Genomic DNA, 25,483 nt, shown 5'->3' with positions numbered 1-25,483 from the left:
CCTCAATGCTGCAAAAAAGGCGTCCTGCTGAAGGACGCCTTTTTCGGAAGCGGTTCCGGGCGAGAGACATACGCCCGGAAAGTGGGACGGTAGCTGTAGATGCTGCCTCTACAACCGCGCACCTACATGCGGCCGCATCGTTTAAACGAGGATGGCGCGATTGACTTCCGCGACGGTTGTCGTGCCAAGCATTGCCATGTTCCGGTCAACTTCGTCTCGAAGCAGAGTGATGGCATGCCGAACCCCCGCCGTACCTCCAACTGCGGCGGCGTACATGAATGGACGCCCGAGAAAAACGAAGCGCGCCCCTAAGGCCAGCGCTTTCAGGACGTCGCTACCTCGCCGGATACCGCCGTCCATCATTACGACCGTCTTGTGTCCCACCGCGTCGCAGATCTCCGGCAGTACGAACAGTGGCTCCGCAGCACCGTCCAATTGCCGACCGCCGTGGTTGGAGACGATTATGCCGTCGGCGCCCATCGAAACCGCCCGCTCAGCGTCCGCAGCATGAAGAATACCCTTCAGCACAAGATTTCCGCGCCATTGCTCTCGGATCCGCCCAATGTCTGTCCAGCTCAGGTGATCGCGCCCGTTGGTATCGCGTATGGCAGACGCCGACAAGATCGGTGCGCCACGCGTGGCGAACGAGTTCTCGAAATGAGGCATGCCGTCCGTAATCAGCGTTCGAGCAAAGGTCTCTACCAGCCAGCGTGGTCGCGTGATGCCGTCCATTGCCAGCCGCACAGATGGCCGCAATGGCAAAGAGAAGCCGGCACGGATATTATTTTCTCTATTGGCCCAGACTGGGATGTCGACTGTCACTACCAGTGTAGAGAAACCGCCGGCTGCGACGCGATCGATCAGCGCAGCCCTGCGGGTAGTGTCGCCAGGCAGGTAAGCCTGGAACCAAGTGCCTGGCGCGGCCGCGTGAACCGTTTCCATGGGAATCAGGGACGAGCCGCTCATGATGGCCGGAATCCCTTCATCCCTTGCGGCACGCGCCAGAACAACATCGCCACGGTACGCCGCAATCGCGCTGATACCAACCGGCGCCACACCAAACGGCGCATCGTAACGCTGGCCAAAAACCTCAGTCGCTTGCGACCTTCCCGATACGTCGACAAGCACTCTGGGTCGGAACTTTAAGGTATCGAATGCAGCCCGGTTCGCCGCCGCTGACTTGCCGTCCTCCGCAGCGCCGGAGATGTATCCAAAGATCGGACGGGGAAGCACCTTTCTGGCTGCCAACTCAAAATCCGCCAGCGACAGCAACGAGCGAAGCCGCCGGCCTACCTGAAGATTTGCGCCGTATGCGGCTTTGCAGGATGACGTGGCGGCCGGAGCGGCGACGGCTTCTGCGACTTCAATTTGTGATGTCATTTTGCATCCAGTCATCAATCCCGGCAGGGAGCCCATCGCCGGGAGGCCGATTTGGTGAACGACGTCCGTGTGACTACGCGAACATGCCTCGCTGCCGCATCAACTCGCGGAACAGGGATTCGTTCTTTTCAAAAGGCGCGCGCCCGTGGACGTAGAAGTAGTTGTTCAAGACAACCAGTTCCCCAACTGGCAGAGAGACCTCCTTTGTCCCTGGCGAGGCTTCCATGGACGCCGAGAGATCGCAGAGGAATGCAGCCTCCTCGCGATTGCGAGGCTGTACAAACTGATCGATGAACGAGATCGACAGGCCGAACTCAGTCTGGAAGAACAGCGGTCGTTCGACCATCTCGCTGACGTTCTTTGAGCCGGGAGCCTTGTAGAGGAAGGGCCTGGTTCCCAGCCTGTGATCGACAAAGCGATTGCGGTCGTCCCAGTCGTCCATATGCAGGAAGCGCGATTCGCCGCCAATTGCATGCTCTTCGGCGAGCTTCATCATCAGGAGCCAGTCCGTCGCTTCGCTGACGAAGGTGCCGTCAGTGTGCATGGTGAATAGCCGGTACGCCTGGCGCAGGTAGGAATCGCTGTCGTCCGTGTGCTTGACGACGACGCGGGCATAGTAGGTCCCGGACATCGCGTCATGATTGCAGGGGCCCAGAATGTGTGCGATGGCGGTGCCGAATCGCACAAAATCCGTTGCATCAGTGGAGATGTCTTGAAGCCCGACCGTAAAGCCACCGTGACGGCGATCCTTGAGAAGGCCGATGAGCGTAGCGGCGAAATCCTCCCCCACATGCCTCGCGAGGACATCCGCGAGCTTATACCGCATGAAAGGGACGTATTCGAGGTTCTGGACGTCGATCTGCCGAACCTCATCGACAAAGCCAGCGAGCGCGCCGGGGTCGACCTGCACCTGCAAGATTCGATGGTGTTCCGGATGATCAGTCAGCCTGAATCGTGTTTGCTCATGACTGGAAAGGGCTGCCGCAGGGCGTGAAGCGTTCATCGTTGTTTCCGTGAATGGGTTTCGTTATTTCACCCCGAAACTTTGATACGATCCAGACAGGATTGCGTAATGTTTGTTCTCTTTTTGAGATTAAAAAATGATCGATGTCCGCCAGTTGCGGTACTTCCTGGCTGTGGCCGAGGAACTGCACTTTGCCAAGGCTGCAGACCGCCTGGACGTTGCCCAGTCAGCCCTGAGCACCCAGATTCAACGCCTTGAACGAGACCTGGGCGTAACACTGCTGAACCGCAACAAGCGACAACCCGTCACGCTTACGGATGCAGGCCACCTATTTCACACCGAGGCTGTCGCCGCATTGCGTCATCTCGAGCGCGCGGATCAGGTGGGGCGACTGGCTGCCAGGGGGCTTGCCGGCGTCATCCGAATCGGATTCGTGGCTTCCGCGGTAAGCAGCGGCCTTCTTTCAAGGTTGCTGACTGAATTTCGGTGCTCACATGAAAACGTACGGGTCGAAGTGGTGCAGATGGAATCCCCCCGGCAGCTTGAGGCGCTGAAAGACGGCCAGATCGATGTCGGGATTGTGAGGCCCAGACGTCTGTACCCGGCTGGCGTGATTGCGAAGGTTGTACAGACAGAGCGCTTGTTGGTTGCGATGGCGCGGAGCCATCCATTGGCCAGCCGGGCCTCAGTTCCGGCGCGTGTTCTGGCAGAACAGCCTTTTATCGTCCCTCAGTTCGACGACGAAGAAGGATTCGGGCACGTACTGTCTGCGTTGGGAAAAGCCGGCGGCTTTACCCCGCATCTTGAGTATCGCGTTCAGGATTTCATCTCCGCGATCAGTATGGCGTCCGCGGGCTACGGCATAGCGATCGTGCCGGAGTCGATGCGGAATTTTTCACAGCCCGGGATTTGCTACAAACAGATTGCTGATTTCAGTTTGCCTGTGCACTTAGCACTGGCTCACAGACGCAGGGAGCTATCGGCGGCCGTGCGCGCGTTTGTGAAACTGGGAGTCGCCATCTGAGTTCGTCGTCCGAAATCTCGGTTGCATCATTACTCCCCGTCACACCTCCAGGCAGCATTTCTTGTACTTCTTCCCGCTTCCGCACGGGCAGGGATCATTTCTTCCGGTCTTTGGCCCAGCGGTACGGGGGCGCGTCGCTTCTTGATAGTTGGACAGGTCCCGCAGGCGCTGAAAGAATTTTCCTCGCTTGGGTGCGGTTGCGCGTTCGGTGCGCAAGCCAAGCGCAATCCCGACGTCCTCCAGATCGCCAACCCCGTCGAGATCGACACAATCCTTGGCATATGCCTCCCGGATCAGGTCGATGGACTCCACCGCGTTCAAATCGAACAGCACGGACACAATCTCCGTGTTGAGGGTCTGCCTGCTCGGCCGGCTTCGCGAAGCAGAAAGCGACGTCATCACGTCGCGGACGGCGCTCGAAGTCGCTCACGCCAGGCCTGCAGGAATCGCAGGCCTGGCGCAGCCCGATCCCGGCGTTACAGCGAACGCGCCACCAGTTCGCGCTGGATCTCGTTGGCGCCGCCGTAGATTCGCTGCACGCGGGCATCCGCATACATGCGGGCAATCGGGTATTCCAGCATGTAGCCATACCCGCCGAAGCACTGCAGGCACTTGTCGATTACCTCGCCCTGGCGCTCGGTCAGCCAGAACTTGCCCATCGAGGCCAGCGACGAGTCGAGCGTGCCGTCGATCCAGTGCCTGATGATGTGATCGGCAAAGGCGCGCGAAGCCGTCGCCGTGGCCTTGACATCGGCCAGCACGAAGCGTGTGTTTTGCTGCTCGATCAGCGCCTTGCCGAAGGCCTTGCGCTCCTTGACGTACGCCACAGTCAGTGCAAGGGCCCGCTCCATCTGCGCGGCGGCTCCAACGGCGATCAGGGCGCGTTCGTACGGAAGCTGGCCCATGAGTTGGAAGAAGCCCTGGCCTTCCACGCCGCCAAGCAGCGCATCGGCCTCCACCACACATTCGTCGAAGAACAGCTCGGAGGTGTCGCCGGAGTCCTGGCCCACCTTGTCGAGGCACTGACCACGGCGGAAGCCAGGGTTGTTGGCATCCACGATCAGCAGCGAGATGGCCTTAGCCCCCGGTTCGTCGCCAGTCCTGGCGACCACCACCACCATGTCGCACATCTGCCCGTTGGTAATGAAGGTCTTGGCGCCATTGATGACGTACTTGCCATCGGGGCGCTTGCGCGCCGTGGTCCGCACGCCCTGCAGGTCCGAGCCGGTGCCCGGCTCGGTCATGGCGACCGCCGTGATGATCTCGCCGGACGCGATGCCGGGGAGCCAGCGACTTTTCTGGGTCTCGGTGCCGTAGCTGCCCAGGTAATGTCCCACCAGGTAGTTGATGCCATAGCCGAAGCCGGTGCTGCCGGCGTAGCCCATTTCGCGCGCCACCACCGCCGCATGCGCCGCCGTGCCACCGGCGCCGCCATAGGCCTCGGGCAGATCGGGCAGGATCAGGCCAAGTTCGCCGGCCTTGCGCCAGACCTGGCGGTCGACGTGATGCTGCGCGCGCCATTTCATTTCGTTGGGCTCGATAATGTCCTTGCAGAAGCGCTGCACCGCATCGGCGAACGCGTCCAGGTCCTCATCCATCCACGGCGAACGGAAATTTTCTAGCATGCTAATTCCCCCGGTTCCGCCTCAGATGCTACCGATACCGCCGCCGCAGATAAGCACCTGCCCGGTCACGTAGTTCGACTCCGGCTGGCAGAACAGGTAGACCGAACCGGCGGCCTCGACCGGGGTGCCCGGTCGGCCGAGCGGGATCATCTTTTTCGACTGCTCGACCAGCGCCTCGCTGATGCCGACCTTGATCTCGCGACCTTCGATACTGACAGTGGCGCTTTCCTTGCCGGCAATGGGCACGGTCAGGCGGGTCTCGATGTGGCCGAAGGCAACGGCGTTCACGTTGACCTTCAGGCGACCCCATTCCTTGGCCAGCGTCCTGGTCATGCCGAGGATGCCGGCCTTGGCCGTCGAATAGTTGGCCTGGCCGACGTTGCCGCCGGCTGAGACCGACGAAATGTTGACGATCTTGCGGAACACCTCCCTGCCCTCCGCAGCCTCTGCTTTGGCGGCGGCGCTGATGACCGGGTAAGCAGCGCGCAGGATGCGGAAGGGAGCCGTCAGGTGGCAATCCATGATGGCGTACCACTGCTCGTCGGTCATCTTCTGGATCACGTTGTCCCAGGTGAAGCCGGCGTTGTTGACGATAATGTCGATGCCTTGATAATTCGTGACAGCAGTGCTCACCAGGCGGTCGGCGAAGTCGGAAGCGGTCACGCTGCCGACGCAGGCCACGGCCTCCCCGCCTTGCGCTTTGATCAGGCCGACGACTTCGTGCGCCGGCTCCGCGTCGAGGTCATTCACCACCACACGTGCGCCTTCGGCCGCCAGTTTCAGGGCCACTTCCCGGCCGATGCCACGGCCCGAGCCGGTGACGATGGCGGACTTGCCTGCGAGTTTGGTCATTTAGGTGTCTCCTTTGGATGCTCTGTCGGGTTCTGCCCCGCTCTCCCATTGAGGGGCGTGGGGCGGCAATCAGTCAGTCAGTACAGCGCGACGATGGCCTCGCCAACCAGCTTGTCCTCGCCATGCTGATTGGTGGACCTGATCGCCACCTTCACGCGATGCTCGCCGTTAGCCTCGAATTTCTCGACGACTTCACCGGTACATGTCGGCTGGTTACCCAGGTGGGTGATGCCGGTGAACCGGATCGCGACACTTCGCAGCGCCGACTGCGGCACCCAACCGGTCAGCAGTCGGCCGAGGTAGGCGGCCGACAGCATGCCGTGCGCGAACACGTCCGGCATCCGCGACTTGCGCGCAAAGTCGATGTCAATGTGGATTGGGTTATGGTCAGCCGAGGCGCCGGCGTAAAGCGCCAGCGTGGTACGGTTGATGGCCGGCAGGGCCAGCGCCGGCAGTAGGTCGCCGACCTTCACGTCTTCATAGCGCGGTGCTTGCATTGGGAATATTTCATTAGGCACGGCGCTCGACCAGCGTGCTACGCAGGTCAGCGACGTGCTCGCCCTTCTGGTTGGTAACGCGGGTTTCCTGCACGACGAAGTGCAGCGCACCGCCCTTCTTGTCGTAGACGTCCGAGACCCGGGTCTCGAACTGCAGCACGTCGCCGGCGTAGGCCATGCGGTGGTAATCGAAAACCTGCTCGGCATGCAGGATGCGGCCCAGGTCCATCTGCAGGACTTCCAGCGTCTTGCTCAGCTCGCCCACCTCGCTGTTCAGGCAGAAAAGGAAGGTCGGCGGGACCGGCAAGGCGGGATGGCCGTCGTCGCGCGCGGCGGATTCGTCGGTGTAGATCGGATCGGTTTCGCCGATCGCCTTGGCGAAGAAGCGCAGGCGGCCCTTCTCGACCTCGACGGTGCCGTGGGACAACTTGCTGCCTATGAGGCTTTGGTCTGCCATGTGGGAATCTCGCTGTTCATATCCGGTGGCGCCGCCATCCGGCGCCACTTCGTCCTAGCCGCGGCCATACAGTGTCACCACGCAGGCCCCGCCCAGGCCGAGGTTGTGTTGCAGCGCCATGTTCACGCCCTCGACCTGCGTCGGCCCGGCCGTGCCGCGAATCTGGCGCGTCAGCTCATAGCACTGCGCCAGGCCGGTCGCGCCCAGCGGGTGGCCTTTCGACAGCAGGCCGCCCGACGGATTGGTCACGACCTTGCCACCGTAGGTGTTGTCGCCGTCAAGCACGAACCTCTCGGCGCCCCCCACCGGCGCGAAGCCGAGCGATTCATAGGTCAGCAACTCGTTGTGCGCAAAGCAGTCATGTAACTCCGCAACCTTGATGTCCGACGGGCTCACGCCGGCGCTCTCGTACACCTGGCGAGCGGCTTCCTGCGCCATGCTGAAACCCACGACCTCGATCATCGAGCGACTCTCGAAAGCCTTCGGGCTGTCAGTGGTCATGGACTGGGCCAGGATGCGCACGTCGGCGCGCAGGTTGTGCTTCCTGGCGAACGCTTCCGAGCAAAGAATGGCGGCAGCCGCGCCGCAGGTCGGCGGGCACGCCATCAGGCGGGTCATCACGCCAGGCCAGATCACCGGATCGGCCATCACATCTTCGACGGTAACCACCTTGCGGAAGATCGCCAGCGGATTGTTGGCGGCGTGGCGGCTGGCCTTGGCACGGATCGCGGCGAAGGTTTCCAGCCTGGTGCCATACCGCTCCATGTGCTCCCTTCCCGCGCCCCCGAACTGCAACAGGGCAATAGGGATGCCTGCAGCCGACGCTTCCTGGTTGAGGTCTCGGGTGATGTCCAGCAATGTGCCCAGCGGGGCCGGCCTGTCATCCCACTGCGACTTCAGCGCGCCCGGCTGCATCTGCTCGAAACCCAACGCGATCGCGCATTCCACCGCACCGCTCTCGACCGCCTGGCGGGCCAGGAACAATGCCGTCGATCCGGTCGAGCAGTTATTGTTGACGTTGACGATCGGAACTTGCGAGAGGCCTACCGGATACAAGGCAGCCTGGCCGGCGCACGAGTCGCCGTACACATAGCCAACGTAAGCCTGCTGCACGAGGTCATACGAGAGGCCGGCATCGCCCAGTGCCATGCGCGCGGCTTCCGAACCCATCTCGATGTATGTACCGCTGGCGCCTGGCTTCCTGAACGGAATCATGCCGACTCCGGCGACTACGGCTTTTGACATATGAATCTCCCTCCCTGGTGGCAGAAAAAACCTTGACGGTGTGGCGCTCAGAACGGCGCGTCGCCGATGATGGTCGCGCGCAGCATGCAACGGCGCGCAGGGAAGTAGTCCTGGACGGCGTAGTGCTGCGTGGAGCGGTTGTCCCAGAACGCGATGGTGTTGGCACGCCAGCGCAGGCGCACCTGGTATTCCGGCGCGCTCGCCTGGCGGAACAGGTAGTGCAGCAGGTCCATCTCCTCGATCCGGAAATCAAAGCCGAATCGATACTGGCTCTCGTGCTGTTCCAGGTAGTTCGACAAGTGCGTGGTGAACGCCTCATTCACATACAGGATCTGCTCGCCGGTCTCGGGGTGCGTGCGCACGACCGGATGTGTCGCCGGCGGGAACTCCTGGCGGCGGGCCTCGCGCTGCTCGGCAGTCATGCGCGAGCCGAAGGCCGGCAGGATATCGTGCACGGCTTGCAGGCCGGCAAGCCGCTCACGCACCGCTGCGGGCAGGCCCGAGTACGCCGCGGCCATGTTCACCCACAGCGTATCGCCCCCGACCGGCGGGCATTCGACGCAGCGCAGCAGCGAACCCATTGACGGAAGCTTGCGCCAGCTCACGTCGGTGTGGAAGATATTCTCGCGCGCCGCCTGCTTGTTATCGCCACCGAGTATCACCAGCTCCGGGTGGTCGGGGTGGTGGGGAAAGACGGGATGCACCTCAAGGTCGCCAAAGCGACGCGCCAGCGCGACCTGCTGCGCAGCACTGATATCCTGGTCCCGGAAGAACAATACCTTGTGTTTCAACAGCGCCGCGCGCAATGCCAGATACTGATCGTCGTCGAGCGGCACCCTGAGATCGATGTTGCCAATCTCCGCCCCGAGGCAGGTCGCGACGGGTTCCACCGTGAACGAGGCCTTGCGGACACCCGGGCGGATCATGGCCGGGCTATTCGGCGCGGCAGCAAATGCTTGTTCGCTCATTCCAATTTTCCTTGAGGCAGCCGGTCCGGTGCTTACCAGACCGCGATTGATGGTTACGCCTTTCAGCGCCGGAACACCATGGCCAGCACGACGCTGGTCAGTTCTGCTGATAGCGTTCGCGCAGGCGCTTCTTGTCGAGCTTGCCCACGCTGGTCTTGTCGATGTGGTCGACCAGCAGGATGCGCTCCGGAATTGCGTACTTCGAGATCGTTCCGGCATCCGCCAGTGCCGCGAGGTGGCTGCGCACGGTGTCGGCATCCAGAGGGGCATCGCCTGCGCGTGGCACAACTAGCGCCATCGGCCTTTCTCCCCATTTCGCGTCCGGGACGCCGATCACGGCCACCTCGGACACGCCGGCCACCTGGGAGATGGCATCTTCGAGGTCGATCGACGAGACCCACTCGCCCCCGCTCTTGATCACATCCTTGGCCCGGTCCACCAGATGCAGATAGCCATCCGCGTCCAATCGGCCGATGTCGCCGGTATGCAGCCAGCCGCCCTCCCACAGCGCGGAACTGGCGTCGGGGTTCTTCATGTAGCCCTGGGTCAGGTAGGGCGTGCGCACCACCACTTCGCCGACGGATACGCCATCCACAGGCACTGGCTGCATATCGGCGCCGACCACCTGCATCTGCGTCAGCAGCGCTGGCAGCCCGGCACCGACGCGAATGTCGACTTCGCGCTCATGTCGCGCCTGGGGGTCGGCGATGTCCTGGGCCACGTCGCTCTTGATCTGGCCCAGGCTCAGCAGCGGGCAGGTCTCGGACATGCCATAGCCGGAGAAGATGTCGATGTTGCGCGCCAGCGCCTGCCTGCACAGCGCGCGGGACAGGGCACTGCCGCCGATCACGACCTTCCATCCGCCGAAGTCGGCGTCCTGCGCGGCCGGCGCCGACAGCACCAGGTGCAGGACGGTCGGCACGCAATGCGAAAAGGTGACGCCCTCCTTGCGGAACAGGTTCACCAGCTTCGATGGCTCGTAGCGGCCAGGGTAGACCTGCTTCCAGCCGCACAGCGTGGCAATGTACGGAAAGCCCCAGGCATGCGCGTGGAACATCGGCGTCAGGGGCATGTACACCTCGTTGCGCGAGAAGCTCGCGTTCTCGCCGGACTGCGACAGCGTTGCCAGCGCGGTCAGGCTGTGCAGCACGAGGTCGCGGTGGCTGAACGAGACGCCCTTCGGCAGGCCGGTGGTGCCCGTGGTGTAGAAGAGCGTCGCGCGCGTGTTCTCGTCGAATTCCGCAAACGCATGCGCCGGATCGCCGGCGGCAAGCAGCGCCTCGTATTCGCCGGCCCAGTCAAGCTCCGGCGGCACCTTGCCGTCTTCGGCCAGGCAGATCAGGCGCTTGACGCGCGGCAAATGCGCGCGGATTTCGTGGATCAGCGGCAGGAAGTCGACGTTGACCAGCAGCGTCTCCGCCTCGGCATGGTCGAGCGTATAGGCAATCTGCTCCGGCGACAGGCGGATGTTGGTCTTCATCAGCGTCGCGCCCAGCATCGGCACGGCGAAATAGGCTTCCAGGTAGCGATGGCTGTCCCAGTCGAGCACCGCGACCGTGCTGCCGCGGGCCACGCCCAGCCGGGTGAGCGCGCTGCCGAGCCGGCCGATGCGTTCGACCAGCGTGGGATAGCCAAAGCGCACGCGGTCGTCATAGACAATGTCGTTGCGCGAGCGCTGCGCGATCGGCGTGGCCAGCAACTGCTTGATCAGCAGGGGAAAGTGGTAGGCGGTCATATGTCTCTGCTCCATTCGGTGTCTTTGTTGGGTATTGCCTGCCAGGGCGCAATGGGCTGTCAGTGGCTCGATGCCGCGGCCTCGCCGCGATAGTGGTAGGCAGGTCTCGCGTGCCGGCGCACGGACAAGGCGGCGCGCGCCGGATCGATCGCCAAGCCCCCGGCCAACGCGCCGGCGACCATCAGCAGCCCGCAGAGGGCAAAGCCCGCCTCATAGCCCGCGCTGCCGCTCATGCCTTGCACCAGGAAGCCGGTGACCAGCGGCGCCAGCACGCCGGCAAACGAAGCAATGGAGTTGTCGATGGCAAGGATGGCGCCGCGCTGCGAATCGGGCACCACTTCCGCCAGGATGGCGGGTCCCACCGCATACATGACCTGCGCCAGCCCCAGCGTCAGGCCGATCAGCGCCGCGCGCCACAACGGCGGCAGTTCTCCCAGCCACACCAGCATGAATGCCGCGCCGCCCATGGCGACGGCCGCCGCGGCCACCTTTGCGCGAGCCGTCCGCGACGACACGCCGCGCGCCAGCAACTGACGCACCAGCCACGATCCCGCGAGGCTGATCGGCAGGCCCATGGCGATGAGTGCCGCGTACAGCCTTCCCGATTCGACGGCGCCATATCCCAGGCCCTTCTGCAAATAGGCTGGCAACCAGGTCAGCGTCAGAGCCAGTCCCCAGTAGGAGAAGAACTTCATGGCGATGCATGCCGCCACCGTGGGTTCGGCCAGCAGCCGGCGATAGGGCACGTGCATGCCGGCCTTCTCCTCGCGCGTCTCGGCGTCGGCGCCCCGGCCTTCCGTCCCCAGCGCCATCCACAGCAGCGCCCAGGCGAAGCCGATCACGGCCAGCGCGTAGAAGTTGGCACGCCATCCCCAGTGCGCCGTCACCAGCGGCATGGCCATGCCTGCCAGCAGCAGCCCGATGGCGCCGCCTTGCGCCAGGCAGGCCACCGGCAGTTCGCGCTTCTCGTTGGGAAACCATTTGTAGCAAGCGTGGACCGCAACGGGCCACGCCGGTCCTTCGGCGGCGCCCAGCAGCACGCGCGCCGCCACCAGCACGAAGAGGCTGGACGACATGGCCATCGGGATCTGCAGCACCGACCAGGCCAACGCCATCGCCAGCAGGATGCCGGTCGTCGGCCGGCGGTTGGCCAGGAAGCCGCCGCTGACGCCCGCGATGGCGAACAGCCAGAAGAAGCTGCTGCCGATCAGCCCGAACTGTGCAGGCGACAGGTCCAGCTCCGTCATCATCGGCACGGCCAGCAGGCCGACCGCGATCTTGTCGGCGAAATTGATGACCATATAGACCACCAGCAGCAAGGCGGTGCGCCAGGCCATGGCCGGTTGATAGGAGGTGTTCATGCGTTCTCCGGCAAGGTGCAAGTCTCCGCGGCGGGTTGCCATCGATGGCGGCCGCCGGGGAAATCGTCAATGGGACAGCGTAGGGCGCCGCGGCCCGCAGGCCGCGAGAGAACTGCAGGCGGCGTGCCCGCTCAGGGCGACGTCACCGTCCTGGTCTCGAGGAACTCGGCCAGGCCTTCCGGACCGCATTCCCGTCCGTTGCCTGAGGTCTTGCATCCGCCGAAGGGCGCAGCCAGGTCAAGCATGGCGCCATTGACGAAAACCACCCCGGCGCGCAGCCGCGCCGCCACGCGTTGCGTGCGGTCGGGGTCGGTGCCGGCCACGTAGGCGGCGAGGCCATAGTCGGTATCGTTGGCGATGGCGATCGCCGCCTCCTCGCCGTCGTAGGGAATCATTACGAGCACCGGGCCGAATATCTCCTCGCGCGCGATCGTCATGTCGTTGCGGACGTCGGCGAAGATGGTCGGCCTGGCATAGAAACCGCATTCGAGCCCGTGTGGTCGTCCCGCTCCCCCCGCGGCCAGCCGCGCGCCCTCCTCCAGGCCGATGCCGATCATGCGCTGCACTTTCTGGTACTGCGCGCGGTTGGAGATCGGGCCCATGCCGGTCTGCGGATCGGCGGGATCGCCCACGCAAATGGCATCGGCCGCTGCCGCGGCAATCGACACCGCCTCTTCGTAGCGCTGGCGCGGCACCAGCATGCGCGTGGGCGCGATGCAGGTCTGGCCGGCATTCATCATGCACTGCGCCACGCCGGTGGTGACGGCAGCCTGCAGGTCGGCATCGTCGAGGATGACCAGCGCGGACTTGCCGCCAAGTTCCTGCGCCACGCGCTTGACGGTTGGTGCGGCGTTAATGGCCACCTCTACGCCAGCGCGGGTCGAACCAGTGATGGAAACCATGTCCACGTCGCGGTGCGACGACAGCGCAGCCCCTACCACGCTGCCGTCGCCGAACACCATATTGAAGACGCCAGCCGGCACCCCGGCGGCGTGCAGGATCTCGGCGAACAGCACTGCATCCAGCGGCGCGATCTCCGACGGCTTGAGCACCATCGTGCAGCCCGCTGCAAGCGCCGGCGCAACCTTTGCCGCGATCTGGTTCAGCGGCCAGTTCCATGGAGTGATCAGCGCCGCCACGCCGACCGCCTCGCGCCGGATCCGGCTGCGGCCGCGCTCGCTCTCGAACTCGAAATCACGCAACGCTTCAAGCGTGGCCTGAATCTGGCCCAGGCCGATGGGCGCCTGCAGCGATTGACAGAGCGTCACCGGAGCACCCATCTCGCACCGCACCGCGTCCGCCAGTTCGCCCAGACGCGCCTGGTAGCCCGCCATCACGCGCTCCAGCAGCGCGGCACGGGTCTCACGCGGGGTGGCCGACCACGCCGGCAGCGCTGCCTTCGCGGCCTGTACGGCACGTCCGGCGTCCTCAGCGCTGCCCATGGCCAGCTTGCCGATGACCGCCTCGGTCGCGGGGTCGATGATGTCGGCGTAGGTGGCGCGCATGCACGGGGCTACCCACTCGCCGTTGATGTAGAACTTGTCCAGCACTTTCATGGTGTCTCCGTTTGTCCTGCATCCGGGTCGTCCCGTTCATCGCCGGGACTTGATGCGCTGACTTTAGGTTTGCCACCGTGATTCGTCCAATGCATAATCAGCATCCGATCAATGCGTTGGACGCAATGCGTGTAGTATGGATCTCCGCCGTCTCAGCCACGTTCTTGCCTTGGCCGATGAGTTGCATTTCGCGCGCGCGGCCGCGCGCGTCCATCTCAGCCAGCCGGCGTTCAGCCGCAGCATCCAGGCCATCGAAGCAGAACTCGGCCTGCGCTTGTTTGAGCGAGGCGATGCAGATGTTCGCCCAACGCCGGCGGGACAATTTGTGATCGATGGTGCGCGCAAGCTCCTGTTCGACGCCCGCTGCCTGCAGCGCAATATCGACCTCTATCGGGATGTGGAGCTGGGCGACACGGCCTTTGGCGTAGGACCCTTCCCCGCGGTGACGCTGATGCCGCGCGTCTTGTCCGAGCTGCGGCAACGCCATCCCAGGGTCGCACTGCGGGTGGAGGAAAGCAATTGGAAGCAGTTGCTGGAGCGGCTACGCGGGGAAAGCATCGAGTTCTTTGTCTCGGACACCAATGAGCTGCCCGAAGAAGCTGCGCTAACCATCCGGCTCCTGCCTGCCGAGCGGATCGAGTTCTACGCTCGCTCGGGCCATCCGCTGGCTGGAACTCACTGCGCATTCGCGCAGATCTGGCAATTCGGGCTGGCGTCGGCGACGCCGCCGGCCATGATGCAGGCCACGCTGGCCGCAACATTGGGCCAACCGGCCAGCACCACGGTGCCGGCGCTGGAATGCGACAACTTCGGCATCCTGCGCGCCGTGGCACTCAGCACAGAAGCAGTTCTGGCAAGTCCCCGTGCACTCGTCGCCGCCGACGTTGAAGCCGGCGCCCTGGTCAAACTTGCGATCACGGATGCTCCGGTATTGATCGTGCGCCCGGGCATCGTTTCGCTGACGGGACGAACCCCTTCGCCCATTGCAAGATCCGCCATGGAATGCATTGAACGCGTAGCGAACAGCGTCTTGAGACCTGCCGACGACTGCCAGCCATGACGTTCCAGTTGCGCTCGTGCAGCGCTGCCGTCCGGATTTCGTAGCACAAAGGAAAGTTTGAGTACCACGTCACGCCAGGTGAGGCAAATTCCGGTGCCTTTCAGGTGATACAAGGAGATTTGGTTATGAAACAACGGCCTGCGCGTGATAGAGCGACAAGGCTTTGATGGTGATTGGGGACTCATGCCGGCCAGGGTCACGACTTTTTTCAGGGCATCGGCCCGGATGCAGCGTGGAGCGATAACGGAGACGCTGGGGTATCGCGGCTCTTGCGGAACTTGCCCGCGCAAGCGAACGTCGCCAACAATCGCATCCTTGCCGGCACCGTGGCCAAAGCTGTCGAGAAAGTACGTGCATCGTCCATGGATGTACGCTAACGCGCTGGCCTGGCTCTGCGGCGTGCAAGCGGACAAGGTCGCTGTCGTGGCGATGAAAGCTCATCAGCTTATCGACGCACGACGTGGCCTCCAAATTCATGCGCTGACCTCGTTCGTCAGCGCCAGGCCGGACTCGAATTCGGTCATGCTGCGCAGGGTCGTCTGGCAGATCGTCGACACGGCTTCCCGCGTGAGAAAGGCCTGGTGCCCGGTCACGATGACGTTTGGGAACGAGACCAATCGCTGCATCACGTCGTCGGCGATGATAGTGCTGGAGAGATCACGGAAGAACAGGTCGGCTTCCTGCTCGTACACGTCCAGTGCCAGCCCACCAAGTTGTCGGCTCTGCAGTGCATCGATTGCGGCCACGGTATCGAGCAGGCCTCCGCGGCTGGTATTGACCAGCAGTGCCCCGGGCTTGGCGCGCGCCAGTGCGTCGGCATTGATGATGTGGTGAGTCTGCGGAGTCAGTGGGCAATGCAGGGAAATAATGTCCGCACTGGCGCCGATTTCGCCGGGTTGGGCGTAGCGGCCGCCTAAGGCTTCGAATTCCGGTGAGGGAAACACATCATAGCCGATCACTTCGCATCCGAAGCCAAGCATGATGCGGGCAAATACCCGACCGATCTTCCCGGTGCCGACCACGGCGACGGTCTTGCCGCAGAAATCGAACCCCATCAGGCCATCGAGCGAGAAATTGAAGTCCCGCGTGCGATTGTAGGCACGGTGGATCTTCCGGTTGATAGCCAGCAGCAGGGCCACGGCATGCTCTGCCACCGAGTTGGGCGAGTACGTGACGACTCGCACCACCTTCATGTCGAGACCCGCTGCGGCGCCAAGATCGACATTGTTGAATCCGGTGCAGCGCAGCGCAACCAGTGACGTGCCGCCACGCCGGAGCACATTGAGCACGGCTGCATCCGCGACATCGTTCACGAAAATACAGACTGCTCCATGACCAGCGGCCAGACTGACAGTATTGATGTCGAGCTGAACATCGAAGAAGTCGAGTTGATGGCCTTCGGCAACATTGGCGGCGTCAAGATACTCTCGGTCGTAGGGCTTGGCGCTGAATACGGCAACTTTCATGGCTTCTCTCCGGGTCGGAATGAGGTCCCGGGGCTTCGGGCAGAAATGCCTGTTTGCCCTACCCGCCAGCCAGGACCATGGCAATCTCCACGAACAGGATCTTGGTAACCGTCATCGAAGGAAAGATCATGGCGTAGCCGATATCCGGCTGCTCCGTGGGCGCTACGCGGTTGGCGAACGCCAGGATTGCCGGATTTCCGGTCGCCCCGCAGATGACGCCCGCTGCCACATCGAAGGGCATCCTGAAGATCCACAGGCAAGCCAGGGCCGTGACCAGCACGAGCACCAGAACAATGAGCAGGCTGTAGAAAAGCAGCGAAGCTCCGGCGATGGCAATGGTCGAGAAGAACCTGGGCCCTGAGGATATTCCCACCTGTGCCAGGAAAATGGTAAGCCCGAGATTGCGCAGCACCAGGTTGGCAGAAAGCGGCATGGTCCAGACGAGCGGGCCCGAACGACGGATCTTTCCCAGATAGAGCGCAACCAGCAGCAGTGCGGCCAGTCCGAGGGTCAGCTTGCCAGCGCCCGGGACCGGCAGCGGAATCATGCCCGCCAGCAGGCCCACCGCCGCGCCAATGCCGATGGAAATGAAGCTCAGCTCTGCGGTACCTTTGATGGAGTCGCCGAAAAACTTGCGCATGGTCTTGGTGTGGGCGCGATTCACTAGCAGCCCGACCCGATCCCCGACTTCGAGGATGAGCTCGGGGCTTGGCAGCATGTCCGCGTCGCCCCTGCGTACCTGGACGATCGAACTTGCGATGCCATCAGGAAAGCGGATATCGCGCAGCGCAAGCCCGACCACGGCACGGCTTGAGGCAAACAGGCGGACATAGTCAAGGTCCTCGCGATGACTGCTCATCCGGCCTGGCTGCAACTCTCCCAACATGCCAGCAGCTTCCCGAAGCAATGCGGGCTCGGTGGACGTCGCCAGCAGAACGTCGTCCGTGCGCAGGACAAGGTCTTCCGTTGGCAGCTGGTTATGGTGCTCGCGACGCACCGCCGCAATGGCCAGCCCCGCTGGCAGGCGCGCCTTCAGCTGGGAAAGCGTGAGGCCGACGAGCTCCGGGTTGCGCAGGGAAATCTCGGCAGTCTCAATGATCTTTGCCGCTGGCGCCTCGATTTTCGCTTTAAGCACCGCACCGAGGACATAGAGAATCAGGATCGGGCCCGCCACACCGAACGGGTATGCCACGCTGTAGCCAACCGCCGCGCCATCGCCCTTCATGGCCGCAATGATGGCCTGCAATGTCGCCGTGCTGGTCCCGGTGCCGGCAAAGATGCCCAGCGACTCATCGAGCTTCAGCCCGAACAGCGGAACCAGCGCCAGCGACGCCATTCCGGCACCGATAACTCCCAGGGCCGCGGCGGCATTGGCCTTCAGTCCCCGGGTACTGGTCAGCCCCTCGAAGAACTGGGCGCCGTACTGGATGCCGATGCCATAGAGGAACAGCAGCAGGCCGAGAGTCCCGACCAGCGGGGGCGGCGCCGCTTTGGGTGCGAACCCCCCGATTGCCAAGCCGACAAATAGCACGGCGCCGGAACCCAGCGCAACGCCCTTGATATTAATTTCGCCGACAACGTAACCCAGTGCAACCGTGAGGAGCAAAGTGAACAAGGGCTGGGTTTCGAATAAGACCCGGACTGCATCCATTGCCAGTTCCTTCTAGCCGAAAGATCAGCGGGACAGGCCGGTATGGCTTGCCGAAATAGATGGGCGGGGAGCACCGCTCTCCTCGCTCAGGGCCTGAATATGCAGGGTAGGTCAATTGTGCCGGACGTCAAATCGATTCCACGGTTGCGGTGCCGGGCATAGGACGGCTGCCCGCCAGACGGACGAGGCATGCCACATGCCGCAAGCTGCCGGCGCAAGAGCCCCCACACAGCTTCTCCGCGAGCACCGCCAGTGAGCTTCAGGCAAGGCGAATTTTACTTTCACGATCGTGAAAGTACCTCCGAGCCTACCCTGAGCAGTCCCGGCGGGACATCACGAACACAAACCCACTTGCCTGTTGGCTCCATTCTTTGTTGGGTTGCTCGCCTGGCGATTAATTGCATTTTCTTCCAGACAGCCTTGATTTCTGCCCGTGTTGTCGAAGATCCGTCCAGCGTGGCATCCTCGCGCGTGGAGACGGTCAGGTCGATCTCGCCGCGGCGCAGTGCTTCCATCAGGAACGGACTGCGGCCGACATGGATCTCCAGCCGCAGCGCGCCATCGTCGTAGCATGGTCTGCAAAGCTGGGAGACAAGGATGGCGGGAAGCGCGGACCTCCTTGAAACGACATGGCAAGCATGACCGATATATAGTCACCATCAGCACGGCCGCGGGGCGCGCACAGGCCATACTGCAAGACGTCGAGCGCCGCTGGAATGCCGCCGCGCAGGCATGGAATGCAGATGCGCGCCAATTACTCCGGCTTGACATTGGCTGCCTTTGCCACTTGCGTCCAGGTAACGGTGTCTTGCTTGATCCGTTTCGCAAACTCCGCTGACGGAATTCCGCCGGGTTGTGCCCCCATGCTCTCCAGTCGCTCCCTGACGTCGGCGCTTTGCACGCTCTTCTGCACTTCGGACTGAAGCTTGGCAACCAGTTCCGGCGGCGTCCCCTTGGGCGCAGCGAGGCCAAACCAGTTGGTCACGGCGTAATCTTTCAGTCCAGCCTCGGTGAACGTCGGCACCTCCGGGAGTGTCGGTACACGGGCTGCACCAGTGACCGCCAACGCTCGTGCCTTGCCGCCCTTGACCTGGGGGATCGCAGTGGGTGTCGCGGTAATCAGCAGATCGACATTTCCGGCAATCAGGCCCATCAATGCTTCGCCGGCGCCCTTGTAGGGAATGTGCGCCAGGGAGACGCCTGAGCTTTTCTCGAACACTTCCGCCGCCAGATGTGTCGAGCTCCCTGCGCCGCCGGAGCCAAAGTTGAGCTTGCCGGGGTTCTGCTTGGCGTATGCGATCAGTTGCTGCAGGTTTTTGAATTGCGATCCTGTAGGAACAATGATAATTACCGGCGTCTGCGCGATGGTGGTGACCGGCACCAGGTCACGCTCATGGTCCCAGGGCAGGGTCTTGAAGAGTGACGGCAGCATCGTGTACGTGGTGTCGTTCGCGAGCAGGGTGTAACCGTCGGGGGCGGCGCGCGCGACTTGCATGGTACCGATCGTCCCGCTGGCTCCTGGCTTGTTTTCAACAAAAAAGGATTTGCCGGTGCTCTCGGTCAGTTTCTGTGCGACCTGCCTGGCAACGAAATCGGTGGTGCCGCCGGCCGAGTACGGCACGACGATGCGCACCGGCTTGCTGGGCCAGGTCTCGGCATGGCCCGGCAGGGTGGCGCAGAGCATGGCAACGGTAGCGATCAGTCGGTTCAACATGGTTGTCTCCTTGGTGTGGCTTGTCGTTGTCCGGCGCCGGTGAGGCGGCGTCCGGGCGATGCGGGTCATCGCGGGGCGACTGCCGTCGCCCGCGTCTTGTCGAGAGATGCCTTGGATGACGTCTCGCTCGTCGCAAGACGGCATCGTGGTCCTATTCGCGCGGAGGCTCCGGCACGTCGCGCTGGGGCGTGCCGTCATACGTCCACAGGAACTGCCGAGGGATCGGTCCCTTGTTGCGCCCGCCCTGGTTGGTCTGCTCCCACGCATGCGCGAGAATGCCGACCGAGCGGGACAGGCAGAACAGCCCGCGCGCCAGCGGCGCCGGGAAGCCGAGTTCGGCATAGATGACGGCGGTGGCGCCGTCGATATTCATCGGGATCGGCTTGCTGCGGCCTGCACCTAGGGCTTGCTCCACTGCGCGAGCAATCGCGGCGTAGCGGCCGTTGACGACGCCGTTTTCCGATGCCTGGTCTACCAGTGCCAGCAGGCGCGGCGCTCGCGGATCCAGCGGATGAAAGCGGTGGCCGAACCCTGAGACGAACTTGCCGTGCAGGTCGCGGTAGCGCTCCAGGCCGGCACCGACCGCCTCATCCAGGCCGGCGCCTGCGTCGATGCGTTGCGCGATGTCCTGGTACAGCTCGACGGCCTGCTCGCCGGCACCGCCATGCACGTCGCCCAGCACGTTGACAGCCGAGGCCATCGCGTTGTTCAGCCCCACGCCGCAGGTGGCCGCCATGCGCGCGATGGCGATGCTGGGCGCCTGCGGGCCGTGGTCCACGGCCGCCATCAGGGCGGCATCAAGCAGTTCGCCCTGGCCGGGCCCCGGCAGTTCGCCGCGCAGCATCAGCCAGATCATCTGTGCGAACGACACGCGGCCGATCAGCTGCTCGATGGGATAGCCTCGATAGCGAATTTCGCCGGGGCGCATGTCGATGATCTCGGTGCGCCACCAGTCCTGCGACAAGCGTTGGCCGGCGTCCATGGTGCTATCGGGCGTGTTGGGGGCTTGTTCGATGCGGCTCATATTGCGCGCTCCTGGCTGAGTTGGTCGATGTCCGCGTCGCTGTAGCCCAGGCTGCCCAGGATCGCGCGCGTATGCTGGCCGAGTTCGGGTGGTGGCGTGTCGACGGCCGGGGCCTCGCGATTGAGCTTGAAGCCCGTACGCACCACGCGAATGTCGCGACCAACGCCCGGCGCATCGGCAAATTCACCGATCATGCCGCGGTCACGCACCTGGGGATGGGCGAGCGTGTCGGGCACGCTCAGCACGGGTCCCGCCGGTACGCCGGCCTCGTTCAGCAGCGGCCACCACTCGGTGGCCGCTTTGCTGGCCAGCTCGGCCTCCAGCGCTGCCGTCAGCGCAGCTCGGTTGGCCAGCCGCGCCTGGCGCTGGGCGAAGCGTTCATCGGTGGCCAGTTCGGGCTTGCCCACCACGCGGCACACAGCCTCGAACTGTTCCTGCTTGTTGGCGGCGATATTGAGCAGGCCGTCGCCGGTGCGGAACGTCCCCGAGGGGCTTGCGGTCATGTTCTCGTTGCCCATCGGCACCGGCGCCCTGCCCGCGATCAGGTGGTTCGACACCACCCAGCCCATGGTGGCGAGCGTCGCTTCCAGCATCGAGACATCAATGAAGTAGCCCTCGGTGCGCTGGTGGTCGGCGAGCGATGCCGCCACCGCAAAGGCCGCGGTCAGCCCGCCGATGGTGTCCGACACCGGATAGCCGACCCGGTACGGGGCCGTCTGCGGTTTGCCGGTGATGCTCATCACCCCGGACATGCCCTGGATAATCTGGTCGTAGGCCGGCAGTTCAGCCAGCGGGCCGTCCTGGCCGAAGCCCGAGATCGCGCAATAGATCAGGCGCGGGTTGTCCTGCTTGAGCGTCTCGTACCCCAGGCCGAGGCGGTCCATCACGCCGGGACGAAAGTTCTCCACCACCACGTCGGCGCTGCGCACCAGCTTGCGGAAGATTTCCTTGCCGTGGGCGTGCTTCAAGTTGATGGTGATCGACTGTTTGCCGGGATTCTGGGCGAGGAACGACACGCCCATCAGGCGCTGGTTCAGCTCGGCATCGGCGCCCAGCTGGCGTGCCAGGTCGCCGGTACCGGGCGTTTCCACCTTGATGACCTCGGCGCCCATATGGGCAAGCTGGTGGCAGCAGAAGGGCCCGGCCAGCACGTTGGTGAGGTCGAGCACGCGAATATTGCGCAAGGGCTTTTGCATGACTGGCTTCCGGTGGCGTGGGGCCACGGCGTTACGGCCGCCGCGGCACCACTGAATGAATTACTCGACGCGAGCGCCGGACTGACGCACGATGTCGCCCCAACGCGTGTTTTCGCTCTGGATGAAGGTCGTCAGGTCCTTGGCCGAGCCGCCGCGCGGCTCGCTGCCTTCTTCGCGCAGCCTGGTGATGGTGTCCGGCTGTGCCAGCACTTTGTTGACCTCGGCATTCAGGCGCGCCACCACTTCCGCCGGCGTGCCGGCGGGCGCCACCAGCGCCTTCCAGTCTTCCGCCTGGAAGCCGGCGTAGCCCGACTCCGCCACGGTCGGCACGGCGGAAAGCAGCGGCAGGCGTTTGGCGGAGGTCACGGCGATCGCACGGACCTTGCCGGCCTTGACCATCGGCATCGCGATCGGCGGCGTGGCGAAATAGAAATCGGTCTGCCCGCCCATCAGGTCGGTCAGCGCTGGTGAGGCCCCCTTGTAAGGGACGTGCAGCATCTTGATGCCGGCGCGGCGCGCGAACATTTCGCCGGTGAGGTGGCCGACGGTGCCGGCGCCTGCCGATGCCATCGATAGCTGTTTCGCCTTGCCCGCCGCAACCAGATCGGCAACGTTCTTGTAAGGGGCATCGCTACGCACGATCAGCACGACCGGTTGCGCCGCGACCAGGACTACCGGCGTGAAGTCCTTCTGTGCGTTGTAGGGCATCTTCGGATACAAGGTGGGATTGATCGCCAGGTTGGCGGTCTGGCCCATGCCCAGGGTGTAGCCATCCGGCTTGGCCTTGGCGACGCTATCGAGTCCGATATTGCCGCCGGCGCCGGCGCGGTTCTCCACCACTACCTTCCAATTCGTGGCCTGGCCGATCTTGTTGAACACCAGGCGCGAGAGCACGTCGGTGCCGCCGGCAGGCGGGAACGGCACGACCAGCCGGACCGGCTGGGATGGATAGGCCTCGGCCGCAGCCGCGCCTGTGACGCCGGCGGCGAGCAGCGCCGACACGGTGCAACCGAGCATGGCTCTGGCAAAACTGCGGCGGGTTGCCGTGGCGAACGGCTGGTGAGTGTGAGCGTGAGTCATGTCGTCTCCTGTACGGGCGGATGGCATAGATCCGGTCGGTGAGGTGTGGGTTGTTGGCAGAAGGTGGAGGAGCTGGCCTGCAGCAGCAGGGGCTGGCAATTCAAGGTGGATTAAGGCGATTCGCCAAGCCGGTACACGGCACTGGCCGTCCCGCGGAACAGCGCGTCGCGCTCGGCTGCGCTGGCCTGTGCAGTCAGGCGCTTGAAGGCGTTCCAGCCGTTGCTGTAGGGGTACGAACCCTTGTCGACCGGGAAATTGCTTTCGAACATGCAGCGCTCGGCGCCAAACGCTTCCACGCACGTGAGCATCCACGGTTTCCACGTGTCGGCGAGCTGAACCGATGACGGCGGGCGCTCCCCCTGGTCAAAGCCAAAGCCGTTGATGCGCATGCCCAGGCCGCCCAGCTTGACGCGTACGTTAGGTAGGCGGGCCAGTTCGCGCATATGGCGCGACCACTGCGTGAACACTTCCGCCTGCTTGTCACGGTACTGGCCGATGCGCACGATGCCGCCGCAATGGTTGACGATGACAACCGTATCCGGGTTGGCTTTGGCCAGGTCGAACAGTTCCGGGAGCTGCGGAAAGAACAGCCAGGCATCGTAGGACAGTCCCAGGGGCGCCAGCTCTGCAACGCCTGCGCGGTATCCAGGATCCAGCAGCAGTCCGCGGGGTGCGGCGGTAAGAGGATTGGCGAGGGAGGCGTCGGCATCCCAGGTGGTGAGGTGGCGCACGCCCCGGAAACGGCCGCCGCCGGCCGCAAGATGGGCTTCCAGGACTTCGCGCACAGCCGCGCCACGCCGCAAGTCCGCGTAGCCCACGATGGCCTGGGCAACTTGAGGCTCCCCGCCGGCGTGCGTTGGCGTTGCCTGCGAAACAAACTCGGTTTCGCCGACCGGACGTAGTGCCTCAGGGCCTGCTACGCGGTAGCGGGTCAGGGCTTGCATATACACGGACGCCTGGATGTCGTGCCCGCAGCGCAGATCCTGCAGATAGTCGTCGCGCAGGTAGGCCCATCCCGGGCGCTCGTAGAAATGGTGATGCGCATCGACGATTGGCAACGACGGCTCAAGCGCCTCCTCGGTGGCAGAGGCTAGCCATTCGGGCCGAACGGGAAGGTAGTTACTCATCGCGCTTTGTTCTCTCAGACAGAACCGTGTTCTATGGAAAAGAACTTTAGGCGCGAGAAACCGCGTTAGAAAGGAGGGTATACCCTCATCTTTCTATTTTTTTGAAAACGTGTTCTACTGGACAGAACAAACAGCCACGACCAACATGGGCCACAACTCCACTTCTCCGCTCGATGGCCGGACCAAGGTCCTGCCTGCCGACAGTTCCAGTGGCGTGGCGGTGCTGGATCGCGCTTTTGCCATTCTTGGGGCATTCGGCCCCAACGATGACCGCCTGACGCTGACGGAACTCTCGCGCCGCACGGATATGTACAAGAGTACGGTGTTGCGCTTGCTGGGCGCGCTGGAGCACGGCGGCTTCATTCGCAAGCTTGACGATGGCCAGTATGCAATTGGCCCACAGCCGCTACGGCTGGCCGCGATTTATCAGCGATCGTTTCGCGTCGGTCCTGTCATTGAGCCTTTGCTTGAGCAACTCAGCCGCGAACTCGGCGAGACCGCTTCGTTCTATGTCCGCCAGGGGGACCGGCGGCTGGTGCTGTATCGGGTGGAGCCGGCGCGCGCTGTGCGCGTCGCGATCGGTGTCGGCGATGAGTTCCCCATTGATCGCGGTGCCTCGGGCAAGGTGTTGCTGGCGTTCAGCGAAACCAGCGATGAACGCTGGCGCGAGGTTCGCGAGCGCTTGTGGGCTGTGTCATATGGCGAGCGCGAATCCGAGACTGCGGCCGCTTCAGTCCCTGTTTTCAGCGCGATGGGGCAACTCGTCGGCGCCTTGACCTTGTCCGGGCCAAAGCAGAGACTCGCCGCTGCGCCGACCATGTTCGCGGCAGTGACAACGCTGCTAAAGACTGCCAGGCAGGCCACCGAGATCCTCGGCGGCAATGGAGGGCGATTCGATAGCAGTATTGCGCAGCTGCACATGCAGCAAATCATCACCAGCGGTGCCATCGGCGCCCATGAGGCACCGTAGGTAGCGCAGACTCTTCGGTGGTCCAGACCTGGGCCAAGCAATCCCGTAAGCGCTGCACCTGACTCCTGGAATGCCGCCCCGCCTCGGGGTTTCGTCTCGGTACCAAAGAGCCGGAGAGCGTGCAATGCAAGACCAATCCAGAATCCCGCGCACGGTGCTCAAGTGTCCATGAACCCGCGAAACTTCGGTTCCCCGCCCATCTGCGTGCTGCTACGAAGGCTGCCGATCGACCAGCTTGGCGATTAATCGCATTTTTATTTTTGCCTCCGACGGCAGCTGGCGCTGTTGTCGAGGATTGAGGTTCGTGCGACCGCGCTCATCATCCATGCGGCCATAGCTTTTCAGTGCGAAGCAACGGACCTGTGGGGCGTTTCGCCCGCTGCGTTCATGGTCCGCCTCGACCGTTGTCCGCCGGAAAATATGCCGGACTGTTGCGTGCTCCATTCCAGCTTTATAAGTATTCACGAGAAACGGATTTCAAACTTTGAGCCGTAGCCGGAGAGAAGTTTCTCGATCTCGGCGTCGATGGTG

General features: G+C 63.6%; 21 protein-coding genes and 2 pseudogenes. 3 read left to right on the top strand and 20 right to left on the bottom strand.

The window, feature by feature from the left end; genetic code table 11:
- Window positions 1–141: 141 nt before the first annotated feature.
- Both J8I34_RS24620 and glaH read right to left on the bottom strand, forming a co-directional pair.
- The gene (locus tag J8I34_RS24620) at window positions 142–1,380 is read right to left on the bottom strand and encodes an alpha-hydroxy acid oxidase (protein ID WP_209775433.1); all 1,239 of its coding nucleotides are present in this window, start codon (window positions 1,378–1,380) and stop codon (window positions 142–144) included.
- A 73-nt stretch (window positions 1,381–1,453) separates the two neighbouring features.
- Complete coding sequence (gene glaH, locus J8I34_RS24615) at window positions 1,454–2,383, bottom strand: glutarate dioxygenase GlaH (protein WP_209775434.1); 930 nt, start codon at window positions 2,381–2,383, stop codon at window positions 1,454–1,456.
- A gap of 97 nt (window positions 2,384–2,480) precedes the next feature.
- On the opposite strand from glaH, the gene J8I34_RS24610 reads away from it, so the two are divergent.
- Window positions 2,481–3,368, top strand: a complete 888-nt coding sequence (locus tag J8I34_RS24610; RefSeq protein ID WP_029048001.1) for a LysR family transcriptional regulator — start codon at window positions 2,481–2,483, stop codon at window positions 3,366–3,368.
- A gap of 39 nt (window positions 3,369–3,407) precedes the next feature.
- Here J8I34_RS24610 and J8I34_RS35510 read toward each other — a convergent pair.
- From J8I34_RS35510 to J8I34_RS24560, 10 genes and pseudogenes are all read right to left on the bottom strand, one after another.
- Window positions 3,408–3,482: pseudogene (locus tag J8I34_RS35510) on the bottom strand (SEC-C metal-binding domain-containing protein); the annotation flags it as partial.
- A 362-nt stretch (window positions 3,483–3,844) separates the two neighbouring features.
- A complete protein-coding gene (locus J8I34_RS24600; protein WP_029047999.1) occupies window positions 3,845–4,993 on the bottom strand; it encodes an acyl-CoA dehydrogenase family protein in 1,149 nt (382 codons plus the stop codon).
- A 21-nt stretch (window positions 4,994–5,014) separates the two neighbouring features.
- Window positions 5,015–5,845 carry an SDR family NAD(P)-dependent oxidoreductase gene (locus J8I34_RS24595; RefSeq protein WP_209807193.1) on the bottom strand — a complete coding sequence of 277 codons (831 nt, stop codon included), beginning with the start codon at window positions 5,843–5,845 and terminating at the stop codon, window positions 5,015–5,017.
- A gap of 77 nt (window positions 5,846–5,922) precedes the next feature.
- Window positions 5,923–6,342, bottom strand: a complete 420-nt coding sequence (locus tag J8I34_RS24590) for a MaoC family dehydratase (RefSeq protein ID WP_209775435.1) — start codon at window positions 6,340–6,342, stop codon at window positions 5,923–5,925.
- Between the two features lie 13 nt (window positions 6,343–6,355).
- Window positions 6,356–6,799, bottom strand: coding sequence for a MaoC family dehydratase N-terminal domain-containing protein (locus J8I34_RS24585; protein ID WP_029047996.1), 444 nt, complete (start codon window positions 6,797–6,799; stop codon window positions 6,356–6,358).
- A 54-nt stretch (window positions 6,800–6,853) separates the two neighbouring features.
- Window positions 6,854–8,044, bottom strand: a complete 1,191-nt coding sequence (locus tag J8I34_RS24580) for a lipid-transfer protein (protein ID WP_209775436.1) — start codon at window positions 8,042–8,044, stop codon at window positions 6,854–6,856.
- Between the two features lie 47 nt (window positions 8,045–8,091).
- Window positions 8,092–8,970 carry a TauD/TfdA dioxygenase family protein gene (locus J8I34_RS24575; RefSeq protein ID WP_209807202.1) on the bottom strand — a complete coding sequence of 293 codons (879 nt, stop codon included), beginning with the start codon at window positions 8,968–8,970 and terminating at the stop codon, window positions 8,092–8,094.
- Window positions 8,971–9,109: 139 nt separating this feature from the next.
- Window positions 9,110–10,747, bottom strand: a complete 1,638-nt coding sequence (locus J8I34_RS24570; protein ID WP_209807192.1) for a fatty acid--CoA ligase — start codon at window positions 10,745–10,747, stop codon at window positions 9,110–9,112.
- A 59-nt stretch (window positions 10,748–10,806) separates the two neighbouring features.
- On the bottom strand, window positions 10,807–12,108 hold the full coding sequence (locus J8I34_RS24565) for an MFS transporter (protein WP_051320519.1): 1,302 nt from the start codon (window positions 12,106–12,108) through the stop codon (window positions 10,807–10,809).
- Window positions 12,109–12,239: 131 nt separating this feature from the next.
- Window positions 12,240–13,664 (bottom strand): aldehyde dehydrogenase family protein, encoded by a 1,425-nt coding sequence (locus J8I34_RS24560; protein WP_209807191.1) that lies wholly within the window; start codon window positions 13,662–13,664, stop codon window positions 12,240–12,242.
- Between the two features lie 136 nt (window positions 13,665–13,800).
- On the opposite strand from J8I34_RS24560, the gene J8I34_RS24555 reads away from it, so the two are divergent.
- A complete protein-coding gene (locus J8I34_RS24555; protein WP_209807190.1) occupies window positions 13,801–14,724 on the top strand; it encodes a LysR family transcriptional regulator in 924 nt (307 codons plus the stop codon).
- Between the two features lie 473 nt (window positions 14,725–15,197).
- Here the strand turns inward: J8I34_RS24555 and J8I34_RS24550 are convergent, their stop codons facing one another.
- The 8 genes and pseudogenes from J8I34_RS24550 to J8I34_RS24515 form a co-directional block, all read right to left on the bottom strand.
- Window positions 15,198–16,190: a 2-hydroxyacid dehydrogenase gene (locus J8I34_RS24550; RefSeq protein WP_209775441.1), complete on the bottom strand. Its 993-nt coding sequence runs from the start codon at window positions 16,188–16,190 to the stop codon at window positions 15,198–15,200.
- A gap of 58 nt (window positions 16,191–16,248) precedes the next feature.
- Window positions 16,249–17,841 carry an aspartate:alanine exchanger family transporter gene (locus tag J8I34_RS24545; protein ID WP_209807189.1) on the bottom strand — a complete coding sequence of 531 codons (1,593 nt, stop codon included), beginning with the start codon at window positions 17,839–17,841 and terminating at the stop codon, window positions 16,249–16,251.
- A 446-nt stretch (window positions 17,842–18,287) separates the two neighbouring features.
- Window positions 18,288–18,395 (bottom strand): annotated as a pseudogene (locus J8I34_RS34820) (LysR substrate-binding domain-containing protein); the annotation flags it as partial.
- Window positions 18,396–18,595: 200 nt separating this feature from the next.
- A complete protein-coding gene (locus tag J8I34_RS24535; RefSeq protein WP_209807188.1) occupies window positions 18,596–19,555 on the bottom strand; it encodes a Bug family tripartite tricarboxylate transporter substrate binding protein in 960 nt (319 codons plus the stop codon).
- A 151-nt stretch (window positions 19,556–19,706) separates the two neighbouring features.
- Complete coding sequence (locus tag J8I34_RS24530) at window positions 19,707–20,579, bottom strand: citryl-CoA lyase (RefSeq protein ID WP_209807187.1); 873 nt, start codon at window positions 20,577–20,579, stop codon at window positions 19,707–19,709.
- The gene (locus tag J8I34_RS24525; protein WP_209807186.1) at window positions 20,576–21,775 is read right to left on the bottom strand and encodes a CaiB/BaiF CoA transferase family protein; all 1,200 of its coding nucleotides are present in this window, start codon (window positions 21,773–21,775) and stop codon (window positions 20,576–20,578) included. Before J8I34_RS24525 ends, J8I34_RS24530 begins: the two co-directional genes overlap by 4 nt.
- A gap of 60 nt (window positions 21,776–21,835) precedes the next feature.
- On the bottom strand, window positions 21,836–22,792 hold the full coding sequence (locus tag J8I34_RS24520; protein WP_371748131.1) for a Bug family tripartite tricarboxylate transporter substrate binding protein: 957 nt from the start codon (window positions 22,790–22,792) through the stop codon (window positions 21,836–21,838).
- Between the two features lie 173 nt (window positions 22,793–22,965).
- On the bottom strand, window positions 22,966–23,982 hold the full coding sequence (locus J8I34_RS24515; protein WP_209775447.1) for an amidohydrolase family protein: 1,017 nt from the start codon (window positions 23,980–23,982) through the stop codon (window positions 22,966–22,968).
- A 145-nt stretch (window positions 23,983–24,127) separates the two neighbouring features.
- Here J8I34_RS24515 and J8I34_RS24510 point away from each other — a divergent pair, with 145 nt between their 5' ends.
- Window positions 24,128–24,952, top strand: coding sequence for an IclR family transcriptional regulator (locus tag J8I34_RS24510; protein ID WP_209775473.1), 825 nt, complete (start codon window positions 24,128–24,130; stop codon window positions 24,950–24,952).
- The last annotated feature ends 531 nt before the right edge of the window (window positions 24,953–25,483 follow it).

Source organism: Cupriavidus phytohabitans (assembly GCF_017815025.1).
GTDB lineage: Bacteria > Pseudomonadota > Gammaproteobacteria > Burkholderiales > Burkholderiaceae > Cupriavidus.
The sequence above is the reverse complement of the archived record's forward strand: the minus strand, read 5'-3'. Positions and strand labels throughout refer to the sequence as shown.

Coding starts and splice junctions, on each gene's coding strand:
- J8I34_RS24620 (WP_209775433.1), bottom strand. CDS start 1,380: ATGACATCACAAATTGAAGTCGCAGAAGCCGTCGCCGCTCCGGCCGCC.
- glaH (WP_209775434.1), bottom strand. CDS start 2,383: ATGAACGCTTCACGCCCTGCGGCAGCCCTTTCCAGTCATGAGCAAACA.
- J8I34_RS24610 (WP_029048001.1), top strand. CDS start 2,481: ATGATCGATGTCCGCCAGTTGCGGTACTTCCTGGCTGTGGCCGAGGAA.
- J8I34_RS24600 (WP_029047999.1), bottom strand. CDS start 4,993: ATGCTAGAAAATTTCCGTTCGCCGTGGATGGATGAGGACCTGGACGCG.
- J8I34_RS24595 (WP_209807193.1), bottom strand. CDS start 5,845: ATGACCAAACTCGCAGGCAAGTCCGCCATCGTCACCGGCTCGGGCCGT.
- J8I34_RS24590 (WP_209775435.1), bottom strand. CDS start 6,342: ATGCAAGCACCGCGCTATGAAGACGTGAAGGTCGGCGACCTACTGCCG.
- J8I34_RS24585 (WP_029047996.1), bottom strand. CDS start 6,799: ATGGCAGACCAAAGCCTCATAGGCAGCAAGTTGTCCCACGGCACCGTC.
- J8I34_RS24580 (WP_209775436.1), bottom strand. CDS start 8,044: ATGTCAAAAGCCGTAGTCGCCGGAGTCGGCATGATTCCGTTCAGGAAG.
- J8I34_RS24575 (WP_209807202.1), bottom strand. CDS start 8,970: ATGATCCGCCCGGGTGTCCGCAAGGCCTCGTTCACGGTGGAACCCGTC.
- J8I34_RS24570 (WP_209807192.1), bottom strand. CDS start 10,747: ATGACCGCCTACCACTTTCCCCTGCTGATCAAGCAGTTGCTGGCCACG.
- J8I34_RS24565 (WP_051320519.1), bottom strand. CDS start 12,108: ATGAACACCTCCTATCAACCGGCCATGGCCTGGCGCACCGCCTTGCTG.
- J8I34_RS24560 (WP_209807191.1), bottom strand. CDS start 13,664: ATGAAAGTGCTGGACAAGTTCTACATCAACGGCGAGTGGGTAGCCCCG.
- J8I34_RS24555 (WP_209807190.1), top strand. CDS start 13,801: ATGGATCTCCGCCGTCTCAGCCACGTTCTTGCCTTGGCCGATGAGTTG.
- J8I34_RS24550 (WP_209775441.1), bottom strand. CDS start 16,190: ATGAAAGTTGCCGTATTCAGCGCCAAGCCCTACGACCGAGAGTATCTT.
- J8I34_RS24545 (WP_209807189.1), bottom strand. CDS start 17,841: ATGGATGCAGTCCGGGTCTTATTCGAAACCCAGCCCTTGTTCACTTTG.
- J8I34_RS24535 (WP_209807188.1), bottom strand. CDS start 19,555: ATGTTGAACCGACTGATCGCTACCGTTGCCATGCTCTGCGCCACCCTG.
- J8I34_RS24530 (WP_209807187.1), bottom strand. CDS start 20,579: ATGAGCCGCATCGAACAAGCCCCCAACACGCCCGATAGCACCATGGAC.
- J8I34_RS24525 (WP_209807186.1), bottom strand. CDS start 21,775: ATGCAAAAGCCCTTGCGCAATATTCGCGTGCTCGACCTCACCAACGTG.
- J8I34_RS24520 (WP_371748131.1), bottom strand. CDS start 22,792: ATGCTCGGTTGCACCGTGTCGGCGCTGCTCGCCGCCGGCGTCACAGGC.
- J8I34_RS24515 (WP_209775447.1), bottom strand. CDS start 23,982: ATGAGTAACTACCTTCCCGTTCGGCCCGAATGGCTAGCCTCTGCCACC.
- J8I34_RS24510 (WP_209775473.1), top strand. CDS start 24,128: ATGGGCCACAACTCCACTTCTCCGCTCGATGGCCGGACCAAGGTCCTG.